The following is a 22,897-nucleotide window of genomic DNA, read 5'->3' on the forward strand; positions in this document are numbered from 1 at the left end:
CCATCTGCTTCTGCGCAGCGCGCGTGGGGCGGGGTCAGGCGCGGACGAGGGCGCGGGGGAGCAGGACGGCGCCGAGCCGCCGCGGCGTCGAGACCGATGCGAGCAGCCCGCGGCGGACCGCGAGGGCATCGGATGCCGCGGCCCGGCCGGTCGCCGCCTCGCGCTGGTCGCCGGGCGCGCCGTAGCTGGTCCGCTCGACCGCCGCGACGAGGGCATCGATCCTGTCGGCGGGCACGGTCGGCACGGCTGCCAGGCGGATGCCGAGGGCTCGGGGGGTCTCGGCATCGTCGATGCGGACACCGATGTCGCGAGCGCTCTCGCGAACGATCCGCCAGGCGGCCAGGACGTCGCCGCTTTCTGCCGCCCTGGTCTGCCACCGGCGGCGCGCGGCTCCGACGAGGGCCGGCAGGAGCACGAGCGCCGCGAAGGCGAGGACGATCCCGCCGTAGGGCAGCGCGACCGTCAGCGCAGACTCACCGGTGTCGCCGCCGACGCCGGTCGAAGCGGTCGGCGTCGGCGTCCGACCGCCGTCGGGAGCCACGGTCGCGGTCTGCTGCGGTGCGGGCGCCGGAGGCACGTCCTGCCCGCCGTCGTCGGGGAGCGGCTGCGTCGACCGTGCGTACGTCGCGGGGGTCCCGAGGCTGTTCGTGGGCTCGAACGGAACCCAGCCGATGCCCGCGAAGTACACCTCCGGCCATGCGTGCAGCTGGGAGCTGAGCACCGTCGCGACGCTCTCGCCGTCGACGACCCGACCGGACAGCGTCCCCGGCAGGTAGCCGACGACGATGCGGGACGGCATGTCGAGCGTCCTCGCCATGACGGCGAAAGCGGAGGCGAAGTGCACGCAGTAGCCGCTGCGGACCTCGAGGAAGTCTGCGATCGCCTCGACACCCGAACCGTCGAACCCGTCGGAGACCGGAGCGTCGAGCGAGTACGTGAACTCCGCACTGCGGAACCAGCGCTGCAGCGCGGCCAGCCGGTCGAAGTCGTTCCCCGCCGTCGCGGTGATCTCGCGCGCCGTCCGCTCGATCACGGCGGGCATGTCGGCCGGCAGCTGCGTGACGGTGTCGGGCAGGCCCTCGCCCGTCGTCCCCGCCGCCTGAATCTGTTCGAGGGTCGGTCGCACGACGTGCGTCGTCGTGACGTATTCCTGGCCCTGAGTGACGGCGTCTGCGGCGACGACGGTGCGATTGGACGGCATCGCCTCCCACGCGCCCGAGAGGTCGTCGACGCGCACGGCCGGACCGGGCACGGGCAGCCATGCGGACGAGAGCTGCGTGATGCTCACCGTCGTCTGATACTCGGTCACGCGCACGTCGGGGTCGGCGACGACGGGACCGAGCGCCTCGGGCGTCAACGGCGTGGTCTCGTCGCGATCAGGTTCCCAGACACGTCCGTCGAAGCTCGACAGCGTCGCCGCCCGCAGGTACGGCATGTTCGGTGCGTTGGTGCGCGTGGTGAGCACCTCGACGTCGGTGGGGCGCCGCAGGTCGTCGCCGAGCTCGAGGTTGGCGTTGATGGTGGTGGCGGGTCCGGTGCCGATGCCGACGCGCGGCGCGGGGCGGGGGAGCTCGGGCGTGACGATGACGGTGGCCACGATCGCGGTCACCGCGAGGCTCGCCGCGAGCACGGCGCTCGAGCGTACCGGCGACCGCCGCGGCTCCGCTTCGCCGCGCTGCCGGGCCTCGGCCGCGGACGTGGTCGCGATGGAACGGGCGAGGGCACGTTCGCGCGAGCGGGTCTCGGCGCGGACGAGCAGCAGGACGGCGGCGGCGAAGACGACGAACGCGATGAGGTCGACGGGGGCGGGCACGGACAGCGCGGGGATCAGCCAGACCGCGACGAGGGCGATCGCCGCCAGCAGCGGCATCCGTGCCGTGATGACCGTGTGATCCAGCAGTACCGTCAGCGCGGCGACGGCCGCCACGGCGACGACGGCGAGGGGGCGCTCGGCCGCGAGAGGTGCGACTCCGTTGACGATCTGCTCGCTCGCGCCCGCGACGAGCGACGGCACCTCGGCGAAGGTTCCCGGCGTCGGGACGACGAGGAGGAGCGCCGTGTCACCGAAGTACACGGCGGTGACGAGCGCGCAGGCCGTCACCAGCTCGGCGAGGGTGACCACGACGGCAGGGCTGCGCAGCCGCCGCAGCGCGATGCCGACCAGCAGGACGGATGCGGCGATCGCGATCGCGACGACGAGCCACGTGCCGGCGGCGACGACACGCAGCAGCGGGAGCATCGCGGCGACGATGGCCGCGAGGAGGACCGCCGCGAGCCGTACGTCGCCGGTCCGGCCCAGCTCGGCGCGCGAGGGCATGGCCGGTCGGCGCCGCCACCGGCGCGAGGGCTCAGAGAGCGGCACGCGTGGTCCCCCGTTCGGTCGCTGCCCGCCAGCTGTCGGTGAGGTCGCCGTCGGGGGTGAGGACGGCGGCCCGCCATCCCGCAGCGGATGCCCGGGTCAGCGCCTCCTCCGACGACTCGGCCGCCAGTAGGACGGGCAGCGCGCTGTGGGCGACGAGCGGCGCGAGCGCATCGGCGTCGGCGGCGGTCACACGGGCGGTGATGAGGACCACGGGTCCGGCCACGGTGCCGGCGAACAGGCGGGCGAGCCCGCTCAATCGATCGTCGGAACCGGTCACGACCGTCGCGAGCTCGAGCGCGAGCTGTTCGACCGCCACGGTGTCGCCGGCGGGAACCGGCGCGCCGATCGGGTGTCCCTCCGTGTCGATGACAGCGACGTCGTATCCCTCGCGCGCGAGCCGTGCGACGGCCGAGACCGCCGCCGTCACGGCGGCGTCGAACGCCGCGTCCTCGCCGGGGCGAGAAGCGGACTGCGCCCAGCGGCTCGCCGCCCGGTCGAGCACGACAGTCGCCTCCGGGGTGGACTCCTGCTCCTCCTGACGCACCATCAACTCGTCGTGGTGGGCGCTCGCGCGCCAATTGATGCGCCGCATCGAGTCGCCGGGGGCGTACGCCCGGGGGATGAGGTTGTCGGCGCCTTCTCCCAGCTGGTGCGTCGCGGTGTGGAGGCTGCCGCCGGCTTCGCCGGGGTACTCGGTCAACGGCGGGAGCATCACGGTGGCGGGGGCGACGGTGATCGGCTCGGCGGCGCCCGCGCGCACGCTCCGACGGGTGAAGCCGAACGGATCGGTGACGACGATCGAGAACGGGCCGACCTCGCGGATACCGCGTCGGGTCCCGCGGATGCGGTACGTCAGCCGAAGTCGGTCGAGAGCCGCCGCGCCGGTGAGGATGCCCGAGGCGTCGCCCTCGATGCCGTCCGGAAGGGCGTCGGTCCACCGGGCGACGGCGCCGGAGAGTCCGCCGCGAGCCGTCGCGTGCACCGTGACGATGCTCTCGCTTCCGACCGCCGTCACATCGGGGGAGAACGACCGCGAGACGTCGCCGTAGCGGTGGACGAACCACAGGGACACCCAGCCGAACGCGACGCTCGCGATGAGCAGCACGCCGATGTAGACGAGCTCCACGACGCCGAACGCATGAGCGCAGACGATGGCTGCGACTCCGGTCAACAGGGCTCCGACGCCGCGCGGTGTCAACGGCCATGCCCGTCGCAGGGCCGGGCCCAGGCGCGGGCGCCGGCGCCGGCGGCGAGCCGAGGTGGGGGAGCCGGTCATGGCGTGCTCAGCGGACCGGGAGGGGCACCGGCACGGTCGCGGCGATGTCGGCGAGCGCCGCCTCGACGACCTCGGCGCCGCTGCGGCCGCGGGAGGCGCCGGTGGTGCGCGCCGGGATGAGGCGGTGGGCGAAGACCGGCTGCACCAACGCGACGATGTCGTCCGGGATGACGAAGGGGCGCCCGTCGAGCGCCGCCCAGACCTTCGCGGCGCGCACGAGCTGGAGTGTGGCGCGGGGGCTGGCGCCCAGCCGGAGGTCGCGGTGATCGCGGGTGGCCCGGGCGATCGCCACCGCGTACTCCTCCACCGCGGGGGAGACGTGCAGGCTGCGGCTCCACGCGATGAGATCCTGGACCTCGCGCGCCGTGATGACCGGCTCGAGCGACGACAGCGGGTTGACGGCGTCGCGGTGTCGCAGCATCCGCGCCTCGGAGGCCGCGTCGGGGTATCCCATCGAGATCCGGATCATGAATCGGTCGCGCTGCGCTTCCGGGAGGGCGTAGGTGCCCTCCATCTCGAGCGGGTTCTGCGTCGCGACGACCAGGAAGGGCGCGGGGAGCGCGTGGGTCCGTCCGTCGACGGTGACCTGGCGTTCCTCCATCGCCTCCAGCAGCGCCGACTGCGTCTTGGGGGAGGAGCGGTTGATCTCGTCGGCGATGACGATGTGGGCGAAGATCGCGCCCTGCTTGAACTCGAACTCGCGGTCCGCCTGATTGAAGACGCTCACACCCGTGACGTCGCCGGGAAGCAGATCGGGCGTGAACTGGATGCGGCGTACCGTCGCGTCGACCGTCGCCGCGAGCGCCCGCGCGAGCATCGTCTTCCCGACGCCGGGGACGTCTTCGATCAGAAGGTGTCCCTCGGCGAGGAGGCAGACGAGAGCCGAGCGGACCGCGTCGGGCTTGCCGTCGATGACCCGCGCGATGCTCGCCGAGATCGCGTCGGTGGTGGCGGCGAACCGGTCCGGGCTGAAAGCTGCCTGGGTGCCGTCGTTGGTCATGCGATCCCCTCGTTCTCGGCGCCGCGTGCCCCGCCGCGTCGCGCCTGTCTGGCGAGAGCCTAACCGGCCCCGGTGACGGGAGGACTCAGGTTCCGGGTTAGACTGGTGGCAGCTCTCCGCGAGGCGGCACCCAGGCCAACTCCCCCAGGACGGAAACGTAGCAAGGGTAACCGGGCTCTGCCGGGTTCGCGGAGAGTCTTACTTTTTCCCCACCGTCGTGGCCTGCGGCATCCGCCGCCACGACGCGTGGAGATATTCACGGCTCGTGGTCAGGCCTCTCCCTCTTAGGCTGAACCCGTGGCTCAGAGCATCTACATCACGTCCGCAGAAGGCCATTCCGCGAAGTCGATCATCGCGCTGGGGGTGCTCGAGGCGTTCAGCCGCGTCGCGCCCCGCGTCGGCGTCTTCCGACCGATCGCCCGATCGACGGACGAGCGCGACTACGTCCTCGAGATGCTGCTCGACCACGACGGCGTCGACCTCGCGTACGACGAGTGCATCGGCGTCACCTACGACGACATGCGTCGCGACCCCGACGGCGCCCTCTCGCGGATCGTCGAGCGGTACAAGTCGGTCGAGGCGAAGTGCGACGCCGTGGTCATCATGGGCAGCGACTACACGGATGTCGGGTCACCGGCCGAGCTGAGCTACAACGGCCGCATCGCGGTGAACCTCGGGGCGCCGGTACTGCTGGTGCTCGGCGGCCGAGCGGGCCAGGGCGGCGGCGAGAAGCTCGGGTCGGCGCCGGCGCGCACCCCCGACGAGATGGGCCAGATCGCCTCCCTCGCCGTGTCGGAGCTGCGCGGTGACCGTGCCGAGCTCTTCGCCGTCGTCGCGAACCGTGCCGACGGCGACCGTCTCGACGAGATCGTCGAGGCCGTGCGCGGCGCCGTCCCGCAGAACGTCCCGGTCTGGGCCGTGCCGGAGGACCGCTTCCTCGTCTCGCCGTCGGTGAGCACGGTGCTCGCCGCCGTCGAGGGATCGCTCGTGAAGGGCGACGCGGAGCTGCTGGGTCGGGAGGTGCTCGGGGTCGTCATCGGCGCGATGTCGATGGTCAACGTGCTGCCGCGGCTCAGCGAGCGCTCGGTCGTCGTCATCCCGTCCGACCGGGCCGAGGTGCTCCTGGCCACGCTGCTCGCGCACGGCTCAGGTACTTTCCCCTCGCTGTCGGCGATCGTCATCAACGGCGGGTTCCCGCTGCCCGAGGCCGTCGACCGACTGATCGACGGCGTCGGCGAGACGCTGCCGATCATCGCGACCGACCTCGACACGTACGAGACCGCGGCGCGCATCATGGGCACCCGCGGGCGCCTCGCGGCCGATTCCCGGCGGCACTACGAGGCCGCGGCCGCCCTCTTCGAGCGGCACGTCGACACCAACGAGCTCACCGAGGCGCTGGGGCTGGCACGCTCGACCGTCGTGACGCCGCTCATGTTCGCGTACGGACTGGTGGAGCGTGCCCGGACGGACCGCCGCCGCATCGTCCTCCCCGAGGCCGACGACGACCGGGTGCTGCACGCGGCGTCGATCGTCCTGGCGCGCGGCATCGCCGACATCACGCTGCTCGGCGAGGAGATCGAGGTGCGCTCGCGCGCGCTCGAGCTCGGTCTCGATCTGCGCGGGGCCGAGATCCTCTCGCCATTCGACGCCGTGCACGTCGACAAGTTCGCCCGAGAGTACGAGCGCCTTCGCGCGCACAAGGGCATGACGTACGGTCAGGCCGCCGACACGGTCACCGACGTGTCGTACTTCGGCACGCTCATGGTGCACCTCGGTCTCGCCGACGGCATGGTCTCGGGCGCGGCGCACACCACGGCCCACACGATCCGGCCGGCCTTCGAGATCATCAAGACCAAGCCGGGCGTCTCGGTCGTCTCCAGCGTGTTCCTCATGGCGCTCGCCGACCGCGTGCTCGTCTACGGCGACTGCGCCGTCATCCCCGACCCCACGAGCGAGCAGCTCGCCGACATCGCCGTCTCGTCAGCGGAGACCGCGCGGCAGTTCGGCATCGACCCCCGCGTGGCGATGCTGTCGTACTCGACGGGGGAGTCGGGATCGGGCGCCGACGTCGACAAGGTGCGGGCGGCCACCGCACTCGTCCGCGAGCGCGCCCCCGAGCTGCTCGTCGAGGGACCCATCCAGTACGACGCCGCCACCGACGCGGCCGTCGCCGCCAAGAAGATGCCCGGTTCGTCGGTCGCCGGCAAGGCGACGGTGTTCGTCTTCCCCGACCTGAACACGGGCAACAACACCTACAAGGCCGTCCAGCGGTCGGCCGGCGCGGTCGCGATCGGTCCGGTGCTGCAGGGCCTGAACAAGCCCATCAACGACCTCTCCCGCGGAGCCCTCGTCGAAGACATCGTCAACACGATCGCCATCACGGCGATCCAGGCCCAGGGAGGGGCATCCGCATGAGCATCGTGCTCGTCATCAACAGCGGCTCGTCGTCGTTCAAGTACCAGCTGATCGACGCCGAGAGCGGGGTCCCTCACGCGTCCGGTCTCGTCGAGCGCATCGGCCAGGAGCTGGGGCGGGTCAAGCACACCGTGTTCTTCCCGCCCGCCGCCGCCGGCGAGCCCGCCGTGACCGCGACCGAGGCGACCCACGAACGCGAGCTGCCGATCGAGGACCACACCGCGGGCTTCCAGCTCATGCTCGACGCGTTCGCCGAGAGCGGCCCGTCGCTCGAGCAGCATCCGCCCGTCGCCGTGGGCCACCGCGTCGTGCACGGCGGCGCGCGGTTCTTCGAGCCGACGCTGATCACGCCGCTCGTCGAGATCAACATCGACGAGCTGTCGATGCTGGCACCGCTCCACAACCCCGGTGCGCTGCAGGGCATCCGTGCGGCGAAGGCCGCCTTCGGCGACCTGCCCCACGTCGCTGTGTTCGACACCGCGTTCCACCAGACGATGCCGCCCGCCGCCTACACCTATGCGATCGACACGGCGCTGGCCGAGGCCCACCGCGTCCGTCGCTACGGCTTCCACGGCACGTCCCACAAGTTCGTCTCCGAGGCGGCCGCCGCGCACCTCGGGCGACCGCTCGCCGACCTGCGCCAGATCGTCTTCCATCTCGGGAACGGCGCGTCGGTGACCGCGATCGACGGGGGCCGCTCCGTCGACACGTCGATGGGGATGACGCCGCTGGAGGGCCTCGTCATGGGCACGCGCTCGGGCGACATCGACCCGGCCGTCATCTTCCACCTGGCGCGCCGGGCCGAGATGACCATTCCCCAGCTCGACGACCTCCTGAACAAGCGCAGCGGCATGCTGGGTCTCGCCGGCGTCTCCGACATGCGCGACATCGAGGACGGCGTGGCGCGGGGAGACGAGGCGGCGACGCTGGCCTTCGAGGTCTACGCGCACCGGCTGCGTGCCTACGCGGGCGCGTACCTCGCCGAGCTCGGCGGCGTCGACGTCATCTCCTTCACCGCGGGCGTGGGGGAGAACTCGCCCCAGGTGCGTGCCGCGGCCCTCGAGACGCTCGGGTTCGCCGGGGTCGAGATCGACCCGGTGCGCAACGAGCAGCGCGGGCGCGGCATCCGCCGGATCTCCACGGATGCCTCGCGTGTCGAGGTGCTCGTCGTCCCGACGAACGAGGAGCTCGAGATCGCGCGGCAGACCATCGCTGTGACGGCGTGACGATCAGACTCATTACGCTGGTTCCGTGACCTCGGCTCAGCTTCCCGACCTGACCGCCTACGACGGCGTGCTGTTCGACCTCGACGGCGTGCTCACCCCGACCGCGGACGTGCACATGCACGCCTGGCAGACGATGTTCACCGAGCTGTTCACGGCCTGGGGCATCACCCCGGAGTACACCGTGGACGACTACTTCCGTCATCTCGACGGCAAGAAGCGCTACGACGGCGTCGCGAGCCTGCTGCGCTCGCGCGACGTCGAGGTGCCGTGGGGCGAGCCGGGCGACGACCCGTCGGCCGACACGGTGTGCGGCATCGGCAACCGCAAGAACGCCGTCTTCGAGCGCGTGCTCCGGTCCGAGGGCATCGCGCCCTACCCGGGATCGCTCGCGCTCGTCGACAAGCTGCAGGCGGCCGGCATCCCGATCGCCGTGGTCTCCAGCTCGAAGAACGCGCGCGAGGTCCTCGCCGTCGCGGGCCTGCTCGAGCGGTTCCCCGTCATCATGGACGGCGTCGTCGCCGAGGAGCGTCACCTGCCCTCCAAGCCCGCGCCCGACGTGTTCGCCGAGGGTGCGCGCATGCTCGGCGTCGACCCGACCCGTTCCGTCGCGATCGAGGACGCCCACTCGGGTGTCGAGTCGGCTGTCGCGGCAGGCTACGCTCTCGTGGTCGGCGTCGATCGCGGCGCCGGTGCCGACGCGCTCCGCGCTCTCGGAGCCCACGTCGTCGTCGACGATCTCGACGCTTTCGTCTGACCACGTCAACACCCGCCCGCATCGCCCGCCTCCAGCGGCGGGGCCCGTTCTCCGGAAGGCCCTCATGATCGATCGCGATCGCTTCCCCGTCGACCCTTGGCGTCTCGTCGAGAAGAGGTTCTCCGTCGAGGACATCGGCGTCACCGAGACGCTGTTCGCCGTCGGCAACGGCTACCTTGGGCTGCGCGGCAACCACCCCGAGGGGCGCTACGCCCACGAGCACGGTACCTTCATCAACGGGTTCCACGAGATCTTCCCGATCCGGCACGCGGAACAGGCCTTCGGCTTCGCCGAGGTGGGCCAGACGATCATCAACGCACCCGACGCGAAGGTGCTGCGCGTCTACGTGGACGACGAGCCGCTCTCGCTCGACGTCGCCGACATCCGCGACTACGAGCGGGTGCTGGACATGCGCACGGGCGTGCTCACCCGCAAGCTGCTGTGGGTGACGCCGAGCGGCAAGGAGGTGCAGGTCGACTTCGAGCGCCTCGTCTCCTTCGAGCAGAGGCACCTGGCGATCATGCGCCTGACGATCACGGTGCTCAACTCCGATGCCCCGGTCTCGGTGAGCAGCCAGATCGTCAACCGTCAGGACGGCGAGGACGTCTACGGCGGATCGGCTCCGGGTCGTGCGGGGGCCGGCTTCGATCCCCGCAAGACCGAGAAGATCGAGGAGCGCGTCCTCCAGCCCCAGGAGTACTGGCAGGACGAGGACGGCCGGTCGGTGCTGTCGTACAAGTCCACCAACTCGGGCATGACGGTGTCGGTCGTCGCCGATCACCTCGTCGAGACCGAGAACGAGTACTCCGCTCGCCGCCTCATCGAGCCCGACATCGCCAAGAACGTGTACCGCGTGAACGCGCGGCGCGGCGTCCCCGTGACCGTCACCAAGCTCGTGAGCTACCACACGTCGCGGGGCGTGCCGGCGCGCGAGCTCGTCGAGCGGGGCCGCCGCGTGCTCGACCGCGTCCGCGAAGAGGGCGTCGCCCTGCAGTTCGAGCGGCAGGCCGCGTGGTGCGCCGACTTCTGGCGTCGCTCGGACGTCCGCATCGGCGGTCACGAGGATCTGCAGCAGGCCACCCGCTGGTGCCTGTTCCAGCTCGCGCAGGCGGCGGCTCGTGCCGACGGTCAGGGCGTGCCCGCCAAGGGCGTCACCGGCTCGGGCTACAGCGGTCACTACTTCTGGGACACCGAGGTCTACGTGCTGCCGTTCCTGGCGTACACGACGCCCCTGTGGGCCCGCAACGCCCTCCGGATGCGCTACCTCATGCTGCCCGCCGCGCGCCGCCGAGCCCGCCAGCTCAACGAGGCCGGCGCCCTGTTCCCGTGGCGCACGATCAACGGCGAAGAGGCCTCGGCCTACTACGCCGCCGGCACCGCGCAGTATCACATCAACGCCGACGTCAGCTTCGCGCTCGCGAAGTATGTGCGCGCGACGGGCGATGTCGACTTCCTCTACCGCGAGGCCGTCGACATCGCGGTGGAGACCGCGCGGCTGTGGTCGACGCTCGGGTTCTGGCGGTTCGGCGAGGACGGCGACGCCGAGTCGTTCCACATCCACGGCGTCACCGGCCCCGACGAGTACACGACCGTCGTCAACGACAACCTCTTCACCAACGTCATGGCGCGGTTCAACCTGCGGTTCGCGGCGCGCACCGTGCGCGACATGGCCGAAGAGGCGCCCGAGGCCTACCGTGCGCTGATCGAGCGACTCGACCTCGACCCCGCGGAGGCCGACGGGTGGGAGCGGGCGGCCGAGGCGCTGCTCATCCCGTTCAGCGAGTCGCTGCGCATCCATCCCCAGGACGCGGTCTTCCTCGACCGCGAGGTGTGGGACCTCGAGAACACCCCCGACAGTCAGCGGCCGCTGCTGCTGCACTTCCACCCCCTGGTGATCTACCGCTACCAGGTGCTCAAGCAGGCCGACGTCGTGCTCGCGCTCTTCCTCCAGGGCAACCACTTCACCGACGAGCAGAAGCTCGCCGACTTCGAGTACTACGACCCGCTCACCACCGGCGACTCGACCCTGTCGGGTGTCGTGCAGTCGATCCTCGCGGCCGAGGTCGGATACCAGGACCTCGCTCTGGAGTACTTCCTCGAGTCGATCTACGTCGACCTCGGCGACCTCCACAGCAACGCATCGGACGGCGTGCACGTCGCCTCCGCGGGCGGTGTGTGGACCGCGCTCGTGTCGGGGTTCGGCGGCATGCGTGACCATTACGGCGCGCTGAGCTTCGATCCCCGCCTGCCCCGTGACTGGCCGTCGCTGGAGTACACGCTCCACTGGCAGGGCACGCGCCTCGACATCACGCTGACGGCCGACGCGATGACCGTCGCGGCGGGTCCGGGCGATGCGGTGGAGTTCGCGGTCCGCGGCCGGGAGATGCGGGTCGCGGGCGGTGAGACGGTCCGCATCCCCCTCGCGGGACAGGGGCCGCTGCTCGCGGGTCGCCCGTCGCTGCGCCAGCTCGCCCAGTCGCGGCGGGAGGACGGGTCGCTGCTGTCGGCCTCGATTCCCGATGCGACGGTGACGACGTCGATCCCGACGGTGACGACCGACGTCCCCGTGATCACCGGCGAGATCCCGGTCGTCGAGGACTACGCGCAGACGTTCGCCGACCAGCAGGTGGGCACCGACTCCTGACCGCGCGGCTCAGGGCCGCCGGGTCACGCGCCCACGGCCTCCTCGCGCGCGTCGGCGGGTTGCGGCGTCGCGTCGGCCATGATCGCCCGCACCGCGTCACGACCGGCGCGATTGGCGCCGACCGTCGACTGCGACGGGCCGTAGCCGATGAGGAAGAGCCGCGGCTCGTCGATCGCGCGGCCGTTCGCGACCCGGATGCCGCCGGCGGCGGTGCGCAGGCCGAGCGGGGCGAGATGCGGGATGTCGGCACGGAAGCCGGTCGCCCAGAGGATCGCATCGGCGCGCTCGAGCCTCCCGTCCGGCATGCGGACACCGGACGGCTCGATCCGCTCGAACAGGGGATGACGCACGAGCACGCCGCGCTGCTGCGCCGCCTCGGCCCAGCGGTTCCAGTGCAGTCCGGTCACCGAGATGACGCTGCCGGGCGGGAGGCCCTGCCGCACGCGCTCCTCGACCCCGGCGATCGCCGCGATGCGCGCGGCCGTGTCGAAGCCGCCCGCATCCCAGCGCAGCTCGTCGCGCGTGACCCAGAAGGTGTCGGCGACGCGAGAGATCTCGTCGAGGAGCTGGATCGCGGAGATGCCGGCTCCGACGATCACGACCCGCTGCCCGGAGAACTCATCGGCCGAGACGTAGTCGTGGACATGCAGCTGGCGTCCCGTGAAGGTCTCCGCGCCCGGATAGTGCGGCCAGAACGGACGCCGCCACGTTCCCGTGGCGTTGACGACCCACCGCGCGGACCAGGCACCGATGTCGGTCTCCACGCGCAGGCGACCGTGCGGGTCGGCGTCCTCGCGTTCGACGCGGTGCACGTCGACCGGACGGTGGACGCGGAGATCGAAGCGGCGCTCGTAGTCGTCGAAGTAGGCCGGCAGGACGGTGCGCGCGGGAGCGCGCGGATCGGCGGGCGGCACGGTGAGCCCGGGCAGCTCGTGGATGCCGTTGACGGTCTCCATGCGGAGCGATTCCCAGCGGTGCTGCCAGGCGCCGCCGGGGGAGCGTTCCGCATCGAGGACGACGAACGAGCGCGCGGATGCCGCAGACGATCGGGCCTCGTCCGGGCCGACGGGGACGAACCCGCGCCGCCGCAGATGGTAGGCCGCGGAGAGCCCGGCCTGCCCCGCGCCGATGACCACGACGTCGACGCGCGCAGCTTCCATGTCGGGTGCAACGGGCTGCGGGCGCACGCTGTTCCCGCCGTGAGGATGCCGACAGGGCCGGTGTCGGCGGTACGCCGTAGTCTGTCTGGGTGACCACCGCCCTCTACCGCCGCTACCGTCCCGAAGCGTTCGGCGAGATGATCGGCCAGTCGCAGGTGACCGAACCCCTGATGACGGCGCTCCGCTCCGACCGCGTCGGTCATGCGTACCTCTTCTCGGGGCCCCGCGGATGCGGCAAGACCACCTCGGCCCGCATCCTCGCCCGCTGCCTCAACTGCGCGCAGGGACCCACCGACACCCCGTGCGGAACCTGCGACAGCTGCGTCGAGCTCAGCCGCGGCGGGGGTGGCTCGCTCGACGTCGTCGAGATCGACGCCGCCTCCCACAACGGCGTCGACGACGCCCGTGACCTCCGCGAGCGCGCGGTGTTCGCCCCGGCGCGCGACCGGTTCAAGATCTTCATCCTCGACGAGGCCCACATGGTCACCGCGCAGGGGTTCAACGCTCTGCTCAAGCTCGTCGAAGAGCCGCCCGCGCACGTGAAGTTCATCTTCGCCACGACCGAGCCCGAGAAGGTCATCGGCACGATCCGCTCGCGCACCCATCACTACCCGTTCCGGCTCGTCGCGCCCGCTGCGATGCTCGAGTACGTCGAACAGCTGTGCGCCCAGGAGGGCGTGCAGGTCGAGGCCGGCGTCCTGCCGCTCGTCGTGCGGGCCGGGGGAGGGTCGCCGCGCGACACGCTGTCGCTTCTCGATCAGTTGATCGCGGGCTCCGACGACGGGGCAGTCGCCTACGAGCGCGCGGTCGCGCTCCTCGGGTACACCCACGCGGAGCTGCTCGACGAGGTCGTCGGAGCGTTCGGAGCCGTCGACGCCGCCGCGGCCTTCGCGGCGGTCGACCGGGTCATCCAGACGGGGCAGGATCCGCGGCGATTCGTCGACGATCTGCTCGAGCGCCTCCGCGATCTCATCATCGTGTCCGCCACCGGCCAGGGCGCGTCCGCGGTGCTGCGCGGAGTGTCGGCCGAAGAGCTCGAGCGCATGGCGCGGCAGGCCTCGCTGTTCGGCACCGACCGGCTCTCGCGCACGGCCGACCTCGTCGTGACCGCTCTCGACGAGATGTCGGGCGCCACCTCGCCGCGGCTGCAGCTCGAGCTCCTGGTGGCGCGTGTGCTCGCCGCGGCCCAGCACAGCGTCCCGGCAGCCGACCAGGCACCCGTCGCGGCCGCTCCCGCGTCGCACGCCTCGTCGCCTGCGGCCGCCCCCGCGGCGCCGCCGCGCATCGTGACTCCCGCCCCGGCCCCCGCCGCGGCGTCCGCCCAGCCCGACCGTGCCGCACCGGTGTCGTCGTCCGACCCGGCGACGCAGCCTTCGGCATCGACGACCGCTGTTCCCGCGGCTTCCGGCGCCGCGGCGGCATCCGGTTCCGCGCCACCGGCCCCCGCCGAGCCGCGCGATCCGGCGACCGTCACGCTGGCGCAGATGCGCGACGCGTGGCCCGAGGTGCTGCAGCGCCTCGAGACGATCAGCCGCACGTCGTGGATGATCGCGTCCGTGGCCTCACCCGTCGCGTTCTCCGAGACGGGGGTGCTGACGCTTTCGTTCCAGAGCCAGTCCGACGTCCTGCAGTTCAAGAAGCTCAACGCGGGCAAGGGCCCGAGCGAAGACCTGCGCGGTGCGATCCTGGGCGTCCTCGGCGTGCGGGTGAAGTACGTCGCCCGTCACGACTCCGATCCCGGGGGCGGAGGGGGCGCACCGGCACCCGGCGGGGCCACGCCTCCGCCGTCTGGCGGGCAATCCGGCAGCGCACCCCGGCAGCAGAGCTCCGGGGACCAGGGGCAGCCCCCGTCCTCGCCGTCTCCGGGCGGGCAGCGCACCGCCGCTGCCCCGTCGGCCTCGGCGGGCGTCCGCACGACCGTATCCGCCGCCCCAGCCGGCTCCTCCGCGCACGCGGCTCCGGTCACCGAGTGGGCGGTCGCGCCGATCCCGCAGGGCGGCGAGTCGGCGCCGCAGTTCGCGGTCGACGATGAGCCCGAGGATGCCGTGGCCTCGCCGGTCCGCACCCTGACTGCTCCGCACGACGGTGACGTCGACGCGTACCCCGAGCCGCTGCCGCCCATCGACGACGAGGACCGCGACTATCCGCCGCCCCCCGTCGACGACTACGCGCCGATTCCGCCGCGGGCGCCGGTCGCCGTCGAGCGGCCCGCGGCCGCGGCCCCGGTCGTCGAGCGGCGCGACTCCGCTCCCGAACGGGCTGCTGTCCCGCCGGCGGCCGCGGCGGCGGCGGCGCCGTCGGGTGGTCGGGCGAACGCAGCGCCCGCGCGGGGCGGGATCGAACGTTACGGCGAGGCGGTCGTCCGGCAGATGCTCGGCGCCACCTTCGTCCGCGAAGAACCCTTCACGTCACCCACGAGATTCGGCTAAGCCATGTACGACGGCATCGTCCAGGACCTCATCGACGAGTTCGGCCGCCTGCCCGGCATCGGGCCGAAGTCGGCGCAGCGCATCGCGTTCCACATTCTGCAGACGCCGACCTTCGACGTCTCGAAGCTCTCGCATCTGCTCGGCGAGCTGCGCGAGCGTGTGCGCTTCTGCGAAGTGTGCGGCAACGTGTCCGAGCAGGAGCGCTGCGCGATCTGCCGTGACCCCCGGCGCGACGGTACGTTCATCTGCGTCGTCGAAGACGCCAAGGACGTCGCCGCCATCGAGCGCACCCGAGAGTTCCGTGGCCTGTACCACGTGCTCGGCGGCGCGATCAGTCCGATCGGAGGCATCGGCCCCGATGACCTGCGCATCGCGCAGCTCATGCAGCGTCTCGCTGACGGCACCGTTCAGGAGGTCATCCTCGCGACCAACCCGAACCTCGAGGGCGAGGCGACGGCGACCTACCTCAGTCGCCTCCTGACGACCCTCGAGATCCGGGTGACGCGGCTGGCGTCGGGCCTTCCCGTCGGGGGAGACCTCGAATACGCCGACGAGGTCACCCTCGGTCGGGCGTTCGAGGGACGCCGCCAGCTCTGACGACGCCCCTCGGATCCGGCGTCAGGCCGACTCCTCCGCGAGGCCGACGACGTCGAGCAGCCAGGCGAGCTCGAACGCGCGCTCGCGCCACGAGTTGTACCGGCCGCTGACCCCGCCGTGGCCGGCGACCATCTCGCACTTCAGCAACGCGTCGACCCCGACCTCGCGCAGGCGCGCGACCCATTTCGCGGGCTCGACGTACATCACGCGGGTGTCGTTGAGCGAGGTGACTGCCAGGATCCGCGGGTACGTGACGTCCTCGCGCACGTTCTCGTACGGCGAGTACGACTTCATGTAGGCGTACACATCGGGATCGTGGAGGGGGTCGCCCCACTCGTCCCACTCGATGACCGTCAGCGGCAGCGAGGGATCGAGGATCGTCGTGAGGGCGTCGACGAAGGGCACCGCCGCGAGGACGCCGGCGAACAGCTCGGGAGCGAGGTTCGCCACCGCGCCCATGAGCAGACCACCCGCCGACCCGCCTTCGGCCGTCATCCGCTCGGGGGTCGTGTAGCCGCTGTCGACGAGGTGGCGGGCGGCGGCCACGAAGTCGGTGAAGGTGTTGCGCTTGTGCAGCAGCTTCCCGTCCTCGTACCACTGCCGTCCCATCTCGCCGCCACCACGCACGTGAGCGACCGCGAACACGACGCCGCGGTCGAGGAGAGACAGGCGTGCGACCGACATCGCCGGGTCGATCGAGTGCTCGTACGAGCCGTAACCGTACAGGTGCAGTGCGCGGGGTCCGTCGCCGGGCTCGGCGGGGTCGCCGAACGAGCGCTTCCACACGACCGAGACCGGAACGCGGGTGCCGTCGTCCGCCGTCGCCCATACCCGCCGCTGCTCGTAGTCCGCCGGGTCGTAACCGCCCAGCACCGGCTGGCGCTTGCGCAGCAGCAGCTCGCCGGTCGCGACGATGTAGTCGTACACGGTTCCGGGCGTGACGAACGAGCCGTAGCCGAGCCGCAGAACGGGGGGCGCCCATTCGGGGTTCCCCCCGGAGCCGACGGTGTACAGCGGCTCGTCGAACTCCAGCTCGGTGACCGAGCCGGAGCCGTACTCAAAGATGCCGAGACGCTGCAGTCCGTCGCGCCGGTAGCCGAGCAGCGCCCAGTCGCGGAACGTCGAGAGGCCCTCGAGGCGGCGTCCGGGCTCGTGGGGGAGCACGACCTCGCGCGCACCGGTCGGGTCGTCGGCCGAGACCCGGACGAGCTCGAAGTCGAGCGCGTCATCGTTGTGCAGGATGTACAGGACGTCCTCGCCCTCGACGATCGCGTGCGACACCGAGTACTCGACGCCCTCGCGACGAGGCCACACCGAGCGGGGCTCCGCCCGCAGGTCGTCGGCCGGCACGAGGAACTCCTCGCTGGTGATCGACGAGCCGACCCCGATCACGAGATACCGGTCGCTGCGGGTGAAGCCCGCACCGACCCAGTACCGTTCGTCGGGCTCGTGGAACAGGCGATCGTCGGATGCGGTGTCGGTGCCGATCTCGTGCAGCCAGACCGAGTCGGGACGCCACGCATCGTCGACGGTGGAATAGACGATGAACCGTCCGTCCGGCGACAGCGACGCTCCCGCGAAGGTGCCGCCGATCTCGTCGGCGAGGTTCTCGCCGGTCGCGATGTCGCGCAGGCGGAGGGTGTATCGCTCGTCGCCTTCGGTGTCGACGCCGTACAGCAGCAGCGAGCCGTCGGCGGATACCTCGAAGCTCCCGAGCGAGAAGAACTCCGCACCTTCGGCCTCGACGTTGCCGTCGAGCAGCACCTGCTCGCCGGGGACGTCGACGCCGGGCTCGAGCTGCGGAGGCGTCCAGTCGTCGGGTGACACGAGGGGAGCCCGGCAGTGGATGCCGTACTGGCTGCCCTCGACGGTGCGGCTGTAGTACCACCAGTCGCCGCGTCGGCTCGGAACCGAGAGGTCGGTCTCGAGCGTTCGGCCCTTGATCTCCTCGAAGATCCGATCGCGCAGCTCGCCCAGATGCGCCGTGCGGGCGTCGGTGTAGGCGTTCTCGGCCTCGAGGTGGGCGATCACCTCGGCGTCGTCCTTCTCGCGTAGCCACTCGTATCGGTCGATGAACTCATCACCGTGGTGCGTGCGGCGGTGCTCGCGTACGGCCGCGACAGGGGCCGGGGGAGCGTCGGAGGGGGTCGGGGTGAGGATGTCGCGGGTGTCGGTCACTGTTCCACGCTAGCGCCGAGACCGCCTGATCCGGCCGCTCGGATTCACGGTGAGGGCGATGGTGTGGCAGGATTCGATGGTCCGGTTGCCGGACCCTGAACAGACGGTGAACTCTTCGTTCGCGCCCGCCGCGCCGCGGCATCCCGATCCGTACTCGAGGACCCGTGTTCGCGGGCCCGCACGCACAGAGAGCGCACAGTGGAGACCGCTGTACTCATTCTTCTGCTGGTCATCGGACTGGCACTCTTCTTCGACTTCACCAACGGCTTCCACGACACCGCGAACGCGATGGCGACGCCGATCGCGACCGGAGCGCTCAAGCCCAAGGTGGCCGTCCTCCTGGCCGCGGGGCTGAATCTGGTCGGAGCCTTCCTGTCCACCGAGGTGGCGAAGACCGTCTCGCACGGAATCATCCACGAGGAACAGCTCGCCGCCACCGCGCTGCTGCCGCTGATCTTCGCGGGATTGATCGGTGCGATCACGTGGAACATGCTGACGTGGCTGCTCGGTCTGCCGTCGAGCTCGTCGCACGCCCTGTTCGGCGGCCTCATCGGCGCGACCCTCGTGGGTGTCGGCGCGATGGCGATCGACTTCGGCGTCGTGCTCAGCAAGATCATCCTTCCGGCGCTGATCGCGCCCGTGACGGCGGGCGTGATCGCCTTCACCGTCACCAAGGTCGCCTACGCCGTCACCCGTCGCCACGACGGCAAGCCCGACGGCCGCGACGGCTTCCGCTGGGGGCAGATCTTCACCTCGTCCCTCGTCGCGCTCGCCCACGGCACGAATGACGCGCAGAAGACGATGGGCGTCATCACGCTCGCCCTGATCGCGGCCGGCTGGCAGAGCGCCGAGCACGCCGAGCCTCAGCTGTGGGTGATCGTGGCCTGCGCCGTCACGATCGCACTCGGCACCTACATGGGCGGATGGCGCATCATCCGCACCCTCGGCAAGGGACTCACCGACGTCAAGCCCGCACAGGGCTTCTCGGCCGAGGCGTCGACGGCATCGACCATCCTCGCCTCGAGCGCCCTCGGCTTCGCCCTGTCGACGACGCAGGTCGCGTCGGGCTCGGTCATCGGGTCCGGCCTCGGACGTCGCGGCTCGACGGTCCGCTGGGGCACGGTGGGTCGGATCGCGGTCGGCTGGCTGCTGACGCTCCCGGCCTCCGGGGCCGTGGGCGCCCTCGCCGCCCTGCTCGTCGTGTGGCTCGGTCCGACGGGCATCGTCATCGATGCGATCGCGGCCGTCGCGATCGTCCTCGCGATGTTCGTGCGGTCGCGCCGCAACGAGGTGCACGCCGGCAACGCCATGAGCGAGGTCGCCGACTCCGGTCACGCCGTCGACGTGCCCGCCGATCCGCCGCCCACGCGCCGGCAGCGGCGTGCGAAGGCAGCCGCGGCGGCGACGAGCTCGGCGTCCGAGCAGGCGGAGGGCGAGCGATGAACGTCTCGATCGACTGGTTCGCGTTCGTCCAGGTGTTCGGCGCCGCGATCGCCGGTGCCGTGCTGGTCGTCGGCTTCTACGCCCTGGGCCTGCGGATGCTCGTGCGTGCGGGGCGCGTGCCGGTGGTCACTCCCGCGGAGTTCACCGACGCGATCGCTGTCATCAGCGAGAAGCAGGCGCGCCGGCACGCGAAGGCGGCAGCCAAGGCGGCGAAGAAGAACCCGCTGACGGCGGGCCAGAAGCGGATCGCGCTCGTGACCGCGTACGCCGCCTTCACGCTCTGCGGGCTCGCGGTCCTCGGCGGGATCATCCTCATCGTGGCGGGACGGTAGGACCCCCGGCATAGGCTGTCGCCATGACCTCAGCAACGCCGACGGGCGGCCCCGCGCAGGCTCGTGACCAGGCGGCATCCGTCCGGTTCGGTCGACACGAGCCCGCAGGTCATGTCCTCGTCCATCTGAGCGACACCCATCTGCTCGCGGGCGGTGCGTCCCTGGGCGGGCGCTACGACGTCGAGGCGAACCTCGACGCCACGCTCGCGGCCGTCGAGCGCACCGGCGTCCGTCCCGACGCGCTCGTGTTCACGGGCGATCTGACCGACCTCGGCGAGCCCGACGCGTATCGCCGGCTCCGAGAGGCGGTCGAGCCCGTCGCCGATCGGCTGGGCGCGCCGATCGTCTGGGTGGCGGGCAACCACGACGAGCGCGAGGCGATGCGCGCGGGGCTGTTCGGGGGGCCGCCCACGGACGAACCGGTGACCGGAGTGTGGGATTTGTCGGGGCTGCGGCTCGTCGTGCTCGACTCCACGGTGCCGGGCTGGCATCACGGCGACATCGATGCGGGCCAGCGCGAATGGTTGACAGAGGTACTGGCCGAGCCGGCCCCGCACGGCACGATCCTCGCGCTGCACCATCCGCCGCTGCCGAGCCATGTGCCGTTCTTCGACATCCTCGAGCTGCGCGGCCAGGAGGCGCTGGCCGAGGTCCTCGCGGGCACCGACGTCCGCGGCATCCTCGCCGGGCACCTCCACTACTCGACGTCGGGGACCTTCGCAGGCATCCCCGTCTCCGTCGCGTCCGCGACCTGTTACACGATGAACCTCCAGCGCCCGCCGCAAGCGGTCAACGGCATGGATGCCGGGCAGGCGTTCCAGCTCGTGCACGTCTACGACGACGTCATCACCCACACCGTCGTCCCCGTGGTCGAAGCTCCGACGGGCGACTACTTCTCCGCCGAATGGGTCGCCGAGATGGCGCGGTTGTCGCCGCAGGAGCGTCTCGAGGCGTTTTCCCGCAAGCGCTGACTAGGCTGAGATCGTCCCTCCCATCGCCGTGAGACCCACAAGGACCCGTGCATGATGTCGTCCATTCCCGCCACCCGCACCGAGACCGACTCGCTCGGCTCGCTCGAGATCCCCGCCGACGCCTACTGGGGCGTCCACACTGCTCGCGCACTCGAGAACTTCCCGATCTCGCAGCGTCCGATCTCCGTCTACCGCGACCTCGTCAGGGCGCTCGCGATGGTCAAGCAGGCCTCGGCCCGGGCGAACCGTGAGATCGGGGTGCTCGACCCGGAGCGCGCCGAGCTGATCGATCGCGCCTCACAGCTCGTCATCGACGGGGAGTACCACGACCAGTTCGTCGTCGGCGTGGTCCAGGGAGGCGCCGGCACCTCGACGAACATGAACGCGAACGAGGTCATCACCAACATCGCGCTCGAGCTCGTGGGGCGGCCCAAGGGCGACTACGGCTTCCTCTCGCCGATCGATCACACGAACCGCAGCCAGTCGACCAACGACGTCTACCCGACGGCGATCAAGGTCGGGCTCGCCCTCGACCTGGAGGGCCTGCTCGATGAGCTGGCGATGCTGCGCGAGTCGTTCCTGACGAAGGCCGTCGAGTTCCACGACGTCCTCAAGGTCGGTCGCACGCAGCTCCAGGATGCCGTCCCGATGACGCTCGGGCAGGAGTTCCACGGCTTCGCGACGACACTGGGCGAGGACCACTCGCGCCTCGGAGAGAACGCCTCGCTGCTCTACGAGATCAACATGGGCGCGACCGCCATCGGCACGGGCATCACGACGCACCCCGATTATCGGCCTGCGGTCGTGCGGCACCTGCGCGAGATCACCGGGCTCGACCTGTCGAGCGCCGTCGACCTCGTCGAATCGACCAGCGACACGGGCGCGTTCATGTCGTTCTCCTCGTCGCTGAAGCGCAATGCGATCAAGCTGTCGAAGATCAGCAACGACCTGCGCCTGCTCTCGAGCGGACCTCAGGCGGGTCTCGGCGAGATCAACCTCCCGGCACGCCAGGCGGGGTCGAGCATCATGCCCGGCAAAGTGAACCCGGTGATCCCCGAGGTGGTGAACCAGGTCGCATTCGCCGTGGCCGGTGCCGACCTGACGGTGACGATGGCGGTCGAGGGCGGACAGCTCCAGCTCAACGCGTTCGAGCCGATCATCGCGCACTCGATCTTCCAGTCGATCACCTGGATGCGACGCGCCATGCGGACGCTGCGCGTCAACTGCGTCGACGGGATCACGGCGAACCGCGAGCGGCTGGGCGCCATGGTCGGCTCGTCGGTCGGCGTCGTGACGGCGCTGACCCCGTTCATCGGCTACGCCGCCGCAGCGGCGCTCGCGAAGACCGCCTTGCTCACTCATCGCAACGTGGGTGACCTGGTCGTGGAGGCGGGCCTGATGTCGCGAGAGGAGGTCGACAAGCAGCTGTCCCCGGCGCGCCTGTCCGGGCTCCAGGCGGTCACCGCGGCCATCCCGATCGTGCTGGCGGACGCCGAGGAGAGCGTGTCGGGTTGATCGCCCCTTTGTGCCGGGGGGCCGGCTCTCGCTAACGTCGAGGACGTCCATATCTTTCTCGATCGACCGGGGGACCCCATGACCGACCCGAACAGCCCGTCCGCGCCGCAGCCTCCGGCCTACCAGCCGCCGGCGTACCCGACGTCGTCCTCGGACGCCTCGTACCAGAACCCCAATGCCCCGGTGCCCGGCAAGACCCTCGGGATCGTCGCCTTCATCCTCGCGATCGTGCCGGTCGGACTGCAGCTCGTCGGTCTCATCCTCGGTATCGTGGCGCTCGTCCAGAGCAAGAAGGCGGGGCGCAAGAACGGTCTCGCCCTGGCCGCGATCATCATCAGCGCCGTCTTCATGGTGATCGGCGTGGTCGTCACGATCGTGCTGTTCACCATCTTCGGCAACGTGGCGAACGAGATCTACCAGACCTGCGTCGTCCAGGGTGCCGACACTGTGACGGTCTGGGGCCAGACCCAGTCCTGCTCCTCCACTCGGTACTGAGCCGACACGCTGACGGCGAGCCCCCGCGGATGTGATCCGCGGGGGCTTTCTCATGCCGGGCTCAGGATGGGCGGGGTGCGATTGCGTTCGCCGAGTCAAA

16 protein-coding genes and 1 other RNA gene are annotated in these 22,897 nt (G+C 71.1%); 12 read left to right on the forward strand and 5 right to left on the reverse strand.

Features of this window, described 5'->3' with window-relative positions; genetic code table 11:
- Positions 1-34: 34 nt before the first annotated feature.
- The 3 genes from AA0Y20_RS07755 to AA0Y20_RS07765 are packed head-to-tail and all read right to left on the reverse strand — an operon-like array spanning position 35 to position 4,638.
- On the reverse strand, positions 35-2,317 hold the full coding sequence (locus tag AA0Y20_RS07755; RefSeq protein WP_412938536.1) for a transglutaminaseTgpA domain-containing protein: 2,283 nt from the start codon (positions 2,315-2,317) through the stop codon (positions 35-37).
- Positions 2,318-2,348: 31 nt separating this feature from the next.
- Complete coding sequence (locus tag AA0Y20_RS07760; RefSeq protein WP_412938538.1) at positions 2,349-3,638, reverse strand: DUF58 domain-containing protein; 1,290 nt, start codon at positions 3,636-3,638, stop codon at positions 2,349-2,351.
- 7 nt (positions 3,639-3,645) lie between these two features.
- Positions 3,646-4,638 (reverse strand): AAA family ATPase, encoded by a 993-nt coding sequence (locus AA0Y20_RS07765; RefSeq protein WP_412938539.1) that lies wholly within the window; start codon positions 4,636-4,638, stop codon positions 3,646-3,648.
- Between the two features lie 107 nt (positions 4,639-4,745).
- On the opposite strand from AA0Y20_RS07765, the gene ffs reads away from it, so the two are divergent.
- From ffs to AA0Y20_RS07790, 5 genes are all read left to right on the forward strand, one after another.
- An RNA gene (gene ffs, locus AA0Y20_RS07770) (signal recognition particle sRNA small type) lies at positions 4,746-4,842 on the forward strand.
- Positions 4,843-4,935: 93 nt separating this feature from the next.
- On the forward strand, positions 4,936-7,053 hold the full coding sequence (gene pta, locus AA0Y20_RS07775) for a phosphate acetyltransferase (protein ID WP_412938542.1): 2,118 nt from the start codon (positions 4,936-4,938) through the stop codon (positions 7,051-7,053).
- Positions 7,050-8,279 carry an acetate/propionate family kinase gene (locus AA0Y20_RS07780; RefSeq protein WP_412938543.1) on the forward strand — a complete coding sequence of 410 codons (1,230 nt, stop codon included), beginning with the start codon at positions 7,050-7,052 and terminating at the stop codon, positions 8,277-8,279. Before pta ends, AA0Y20_RS07780 begins: the two co-directional genes overlap by 4 nt.
- A gap of 25 nt (positions 8,280-8,304) precedes the next feature.
- Complete coding sequence (locus tag AA0Y20_RS07785; RefSeq protein WP_412938545.1) at positions 8,305-9,033, forward strand: HAD family hydrolase; 729 nt, start codon at positions 8,305-8,307, stop codon at positions 9,031-9,033.
- Between the two features lie 64 nt (positions 9,034-9,097).
- Positions 9,098-11,677, forward strand: coding sequence for a glycoside hydrolase family 65 protein (locus AA0Y20_RS07790; protein WP_412938546.1), 2,580 nt, complete (start codon positions 9,098-9,100; stop codon positions 11,675-11,677).
- A gap of 23 nt (positions 11,678-11,700) precedes the next feature.
- Here the strand turns inward: AA0Y20_RS07790 and AA0Y20_RS07795 are convergent, their stop codons facing one another.
- Positions 11,701-12,837 (reverse strand): NAD(P)-binding domain-containing protein, encoded by a 1,137-nt coding sequence (locus AA0Y20_RS07795; protein ID WP_412938547.1) that lies wholly within the window; start codon positions 12,835-12,837, stop codon positions 11,701-11,703.
- An 89-nt stretch (positions 12,838-12,926) separates the two neighbouring features.
- Here AA0Y20_RS07795 and AA0Y20_RS07800 point away from each other — a divergent pair, with 89 nt between their 5' ends.
- Together AA0Y20_RS07800 and recR are read left to right on the forward strand one after the other, a co-directional pair.
- Positions 12,927-15,266 carry a DNA polymerase III subunit gamma and tau gene (locus tag AA0Y20_RS07800; RefSeq protein WP_412938548.1) on the forward strand — a complete coding sequence of 780 codons (2,340 nt, stop codon included), beginning with the start codon at positions 12,927-12,929 and terminating at the stop codon, positions 15,264-15,266.
- 3 nt (positions 15,267-15,269) lie between these two features.
- Positions 15,270-15,863, forward strand: coding sequence for a recombination mediator RecR (gene recR, locus AA0Y20_RS07805; protein WP_412938550.1), 594 nt, complete (start codon positions 15,270-15,272; stop codon positions 15,861-15,863).
- A gap of 21 nt (positions 15,864-15,884) precedes the next feature.
- On the opposite strand, the gene AA0Y20_RS07810 is transcribed toward recR, so the two are convergent.
- Entirely contained in the window at positions 15,885-18,041 is a 2,157-nt protein-coding gene (locus AA0Y20_RS07810) for a S9 family peptidase (protein WP_412938551.1), read from the reverse strand.
- Between the two features lie 198 nt (positions 18,042-18,239).
- Here AA0Y20_RS07810 and AA0Y20_RS07815 point away from each other — a divergent pair, with 198 nt between their 5' ends.
- The 5 genes from AA0Y20_RS07815 (at position 18,240) to AA0Y20_RS07835 (ending at position 22,797) form a co-directional block, all read left to right on the forward strand.
- Positions 18,240-19,484 (forward strand): inorganic phosphate transporter, encoded by a 1,245-nt coding sequence (locus AA0Y20_RS07815; protein ID WP_412938553.1) that lies wholly within the window; start codon positions 18,240-18,242, stop codon positions 19,482-19,484.
- Positions 19,481-19,816: a peptidase gene (locus AA0Y20_RS07820; RefSeq protein ID WP_412938554.1), complete on the forward strand. Its 336-nt coding sequence runs from the start codon at positions 19,481-19,483 to the stop codon at positions 19,814-19,816. Before AA0Y20_RS07815 ends, AA0Y20_RS07820 begins: the two co-directional genes overlap by 4 nt.
- A 23-nt stretch (positions 19,817-19,839) precedes the next feature.
- Positions 19,840-20,787 (forward strand): phosphodiesterase, encoded by a 948-nt coding sequence (locus AA0Y20_RS07825; RefSeq protein WP_412938556.1) that lies wholly within the window; start codon positions 19,840-19,842, stop codon positions 20,785-20,787.
- A gap of 54 nt (positions 20,788-20,841) precedes the next feature.
- The gene (locus tag AA0Y20_RS07830; RefSeq protein WP_412939724.1) at positions 20,842-22,302 is read left to right on the forward strand and encodes an aspartate ammonia-lyase; all 1,461 of its coding nucleotides are present in this window, start codon (positions 20,842-20,844) and stop codon (positions 22,300-22,302) included.
- A 78-nt stretch (positions 22,303-22,380) separates the two neighbouring features.
- A complete protein-coding gene (locus tag AA0Y20_RS07835) occupies positions 22,381-22,797 on the forward strand; it encodes a DUF4190 domain-containing protein (RefSeq protein WP_412938557.1) in 417 nt (138 codons plus the stop codon).
- Positions 22,798-22,897 lie beyond the last annotated feature (100 nt).

The sequence above is a fragment of the Microbacterium pratiae genome (assembly GCF_047302165.1).
In the GTDB taxonomy this organism is placed as follows: Bacteria; Actinomycetota; Actinomycetes; order Actinomycetales; family Microbacteriaceae; genus Microbacterium.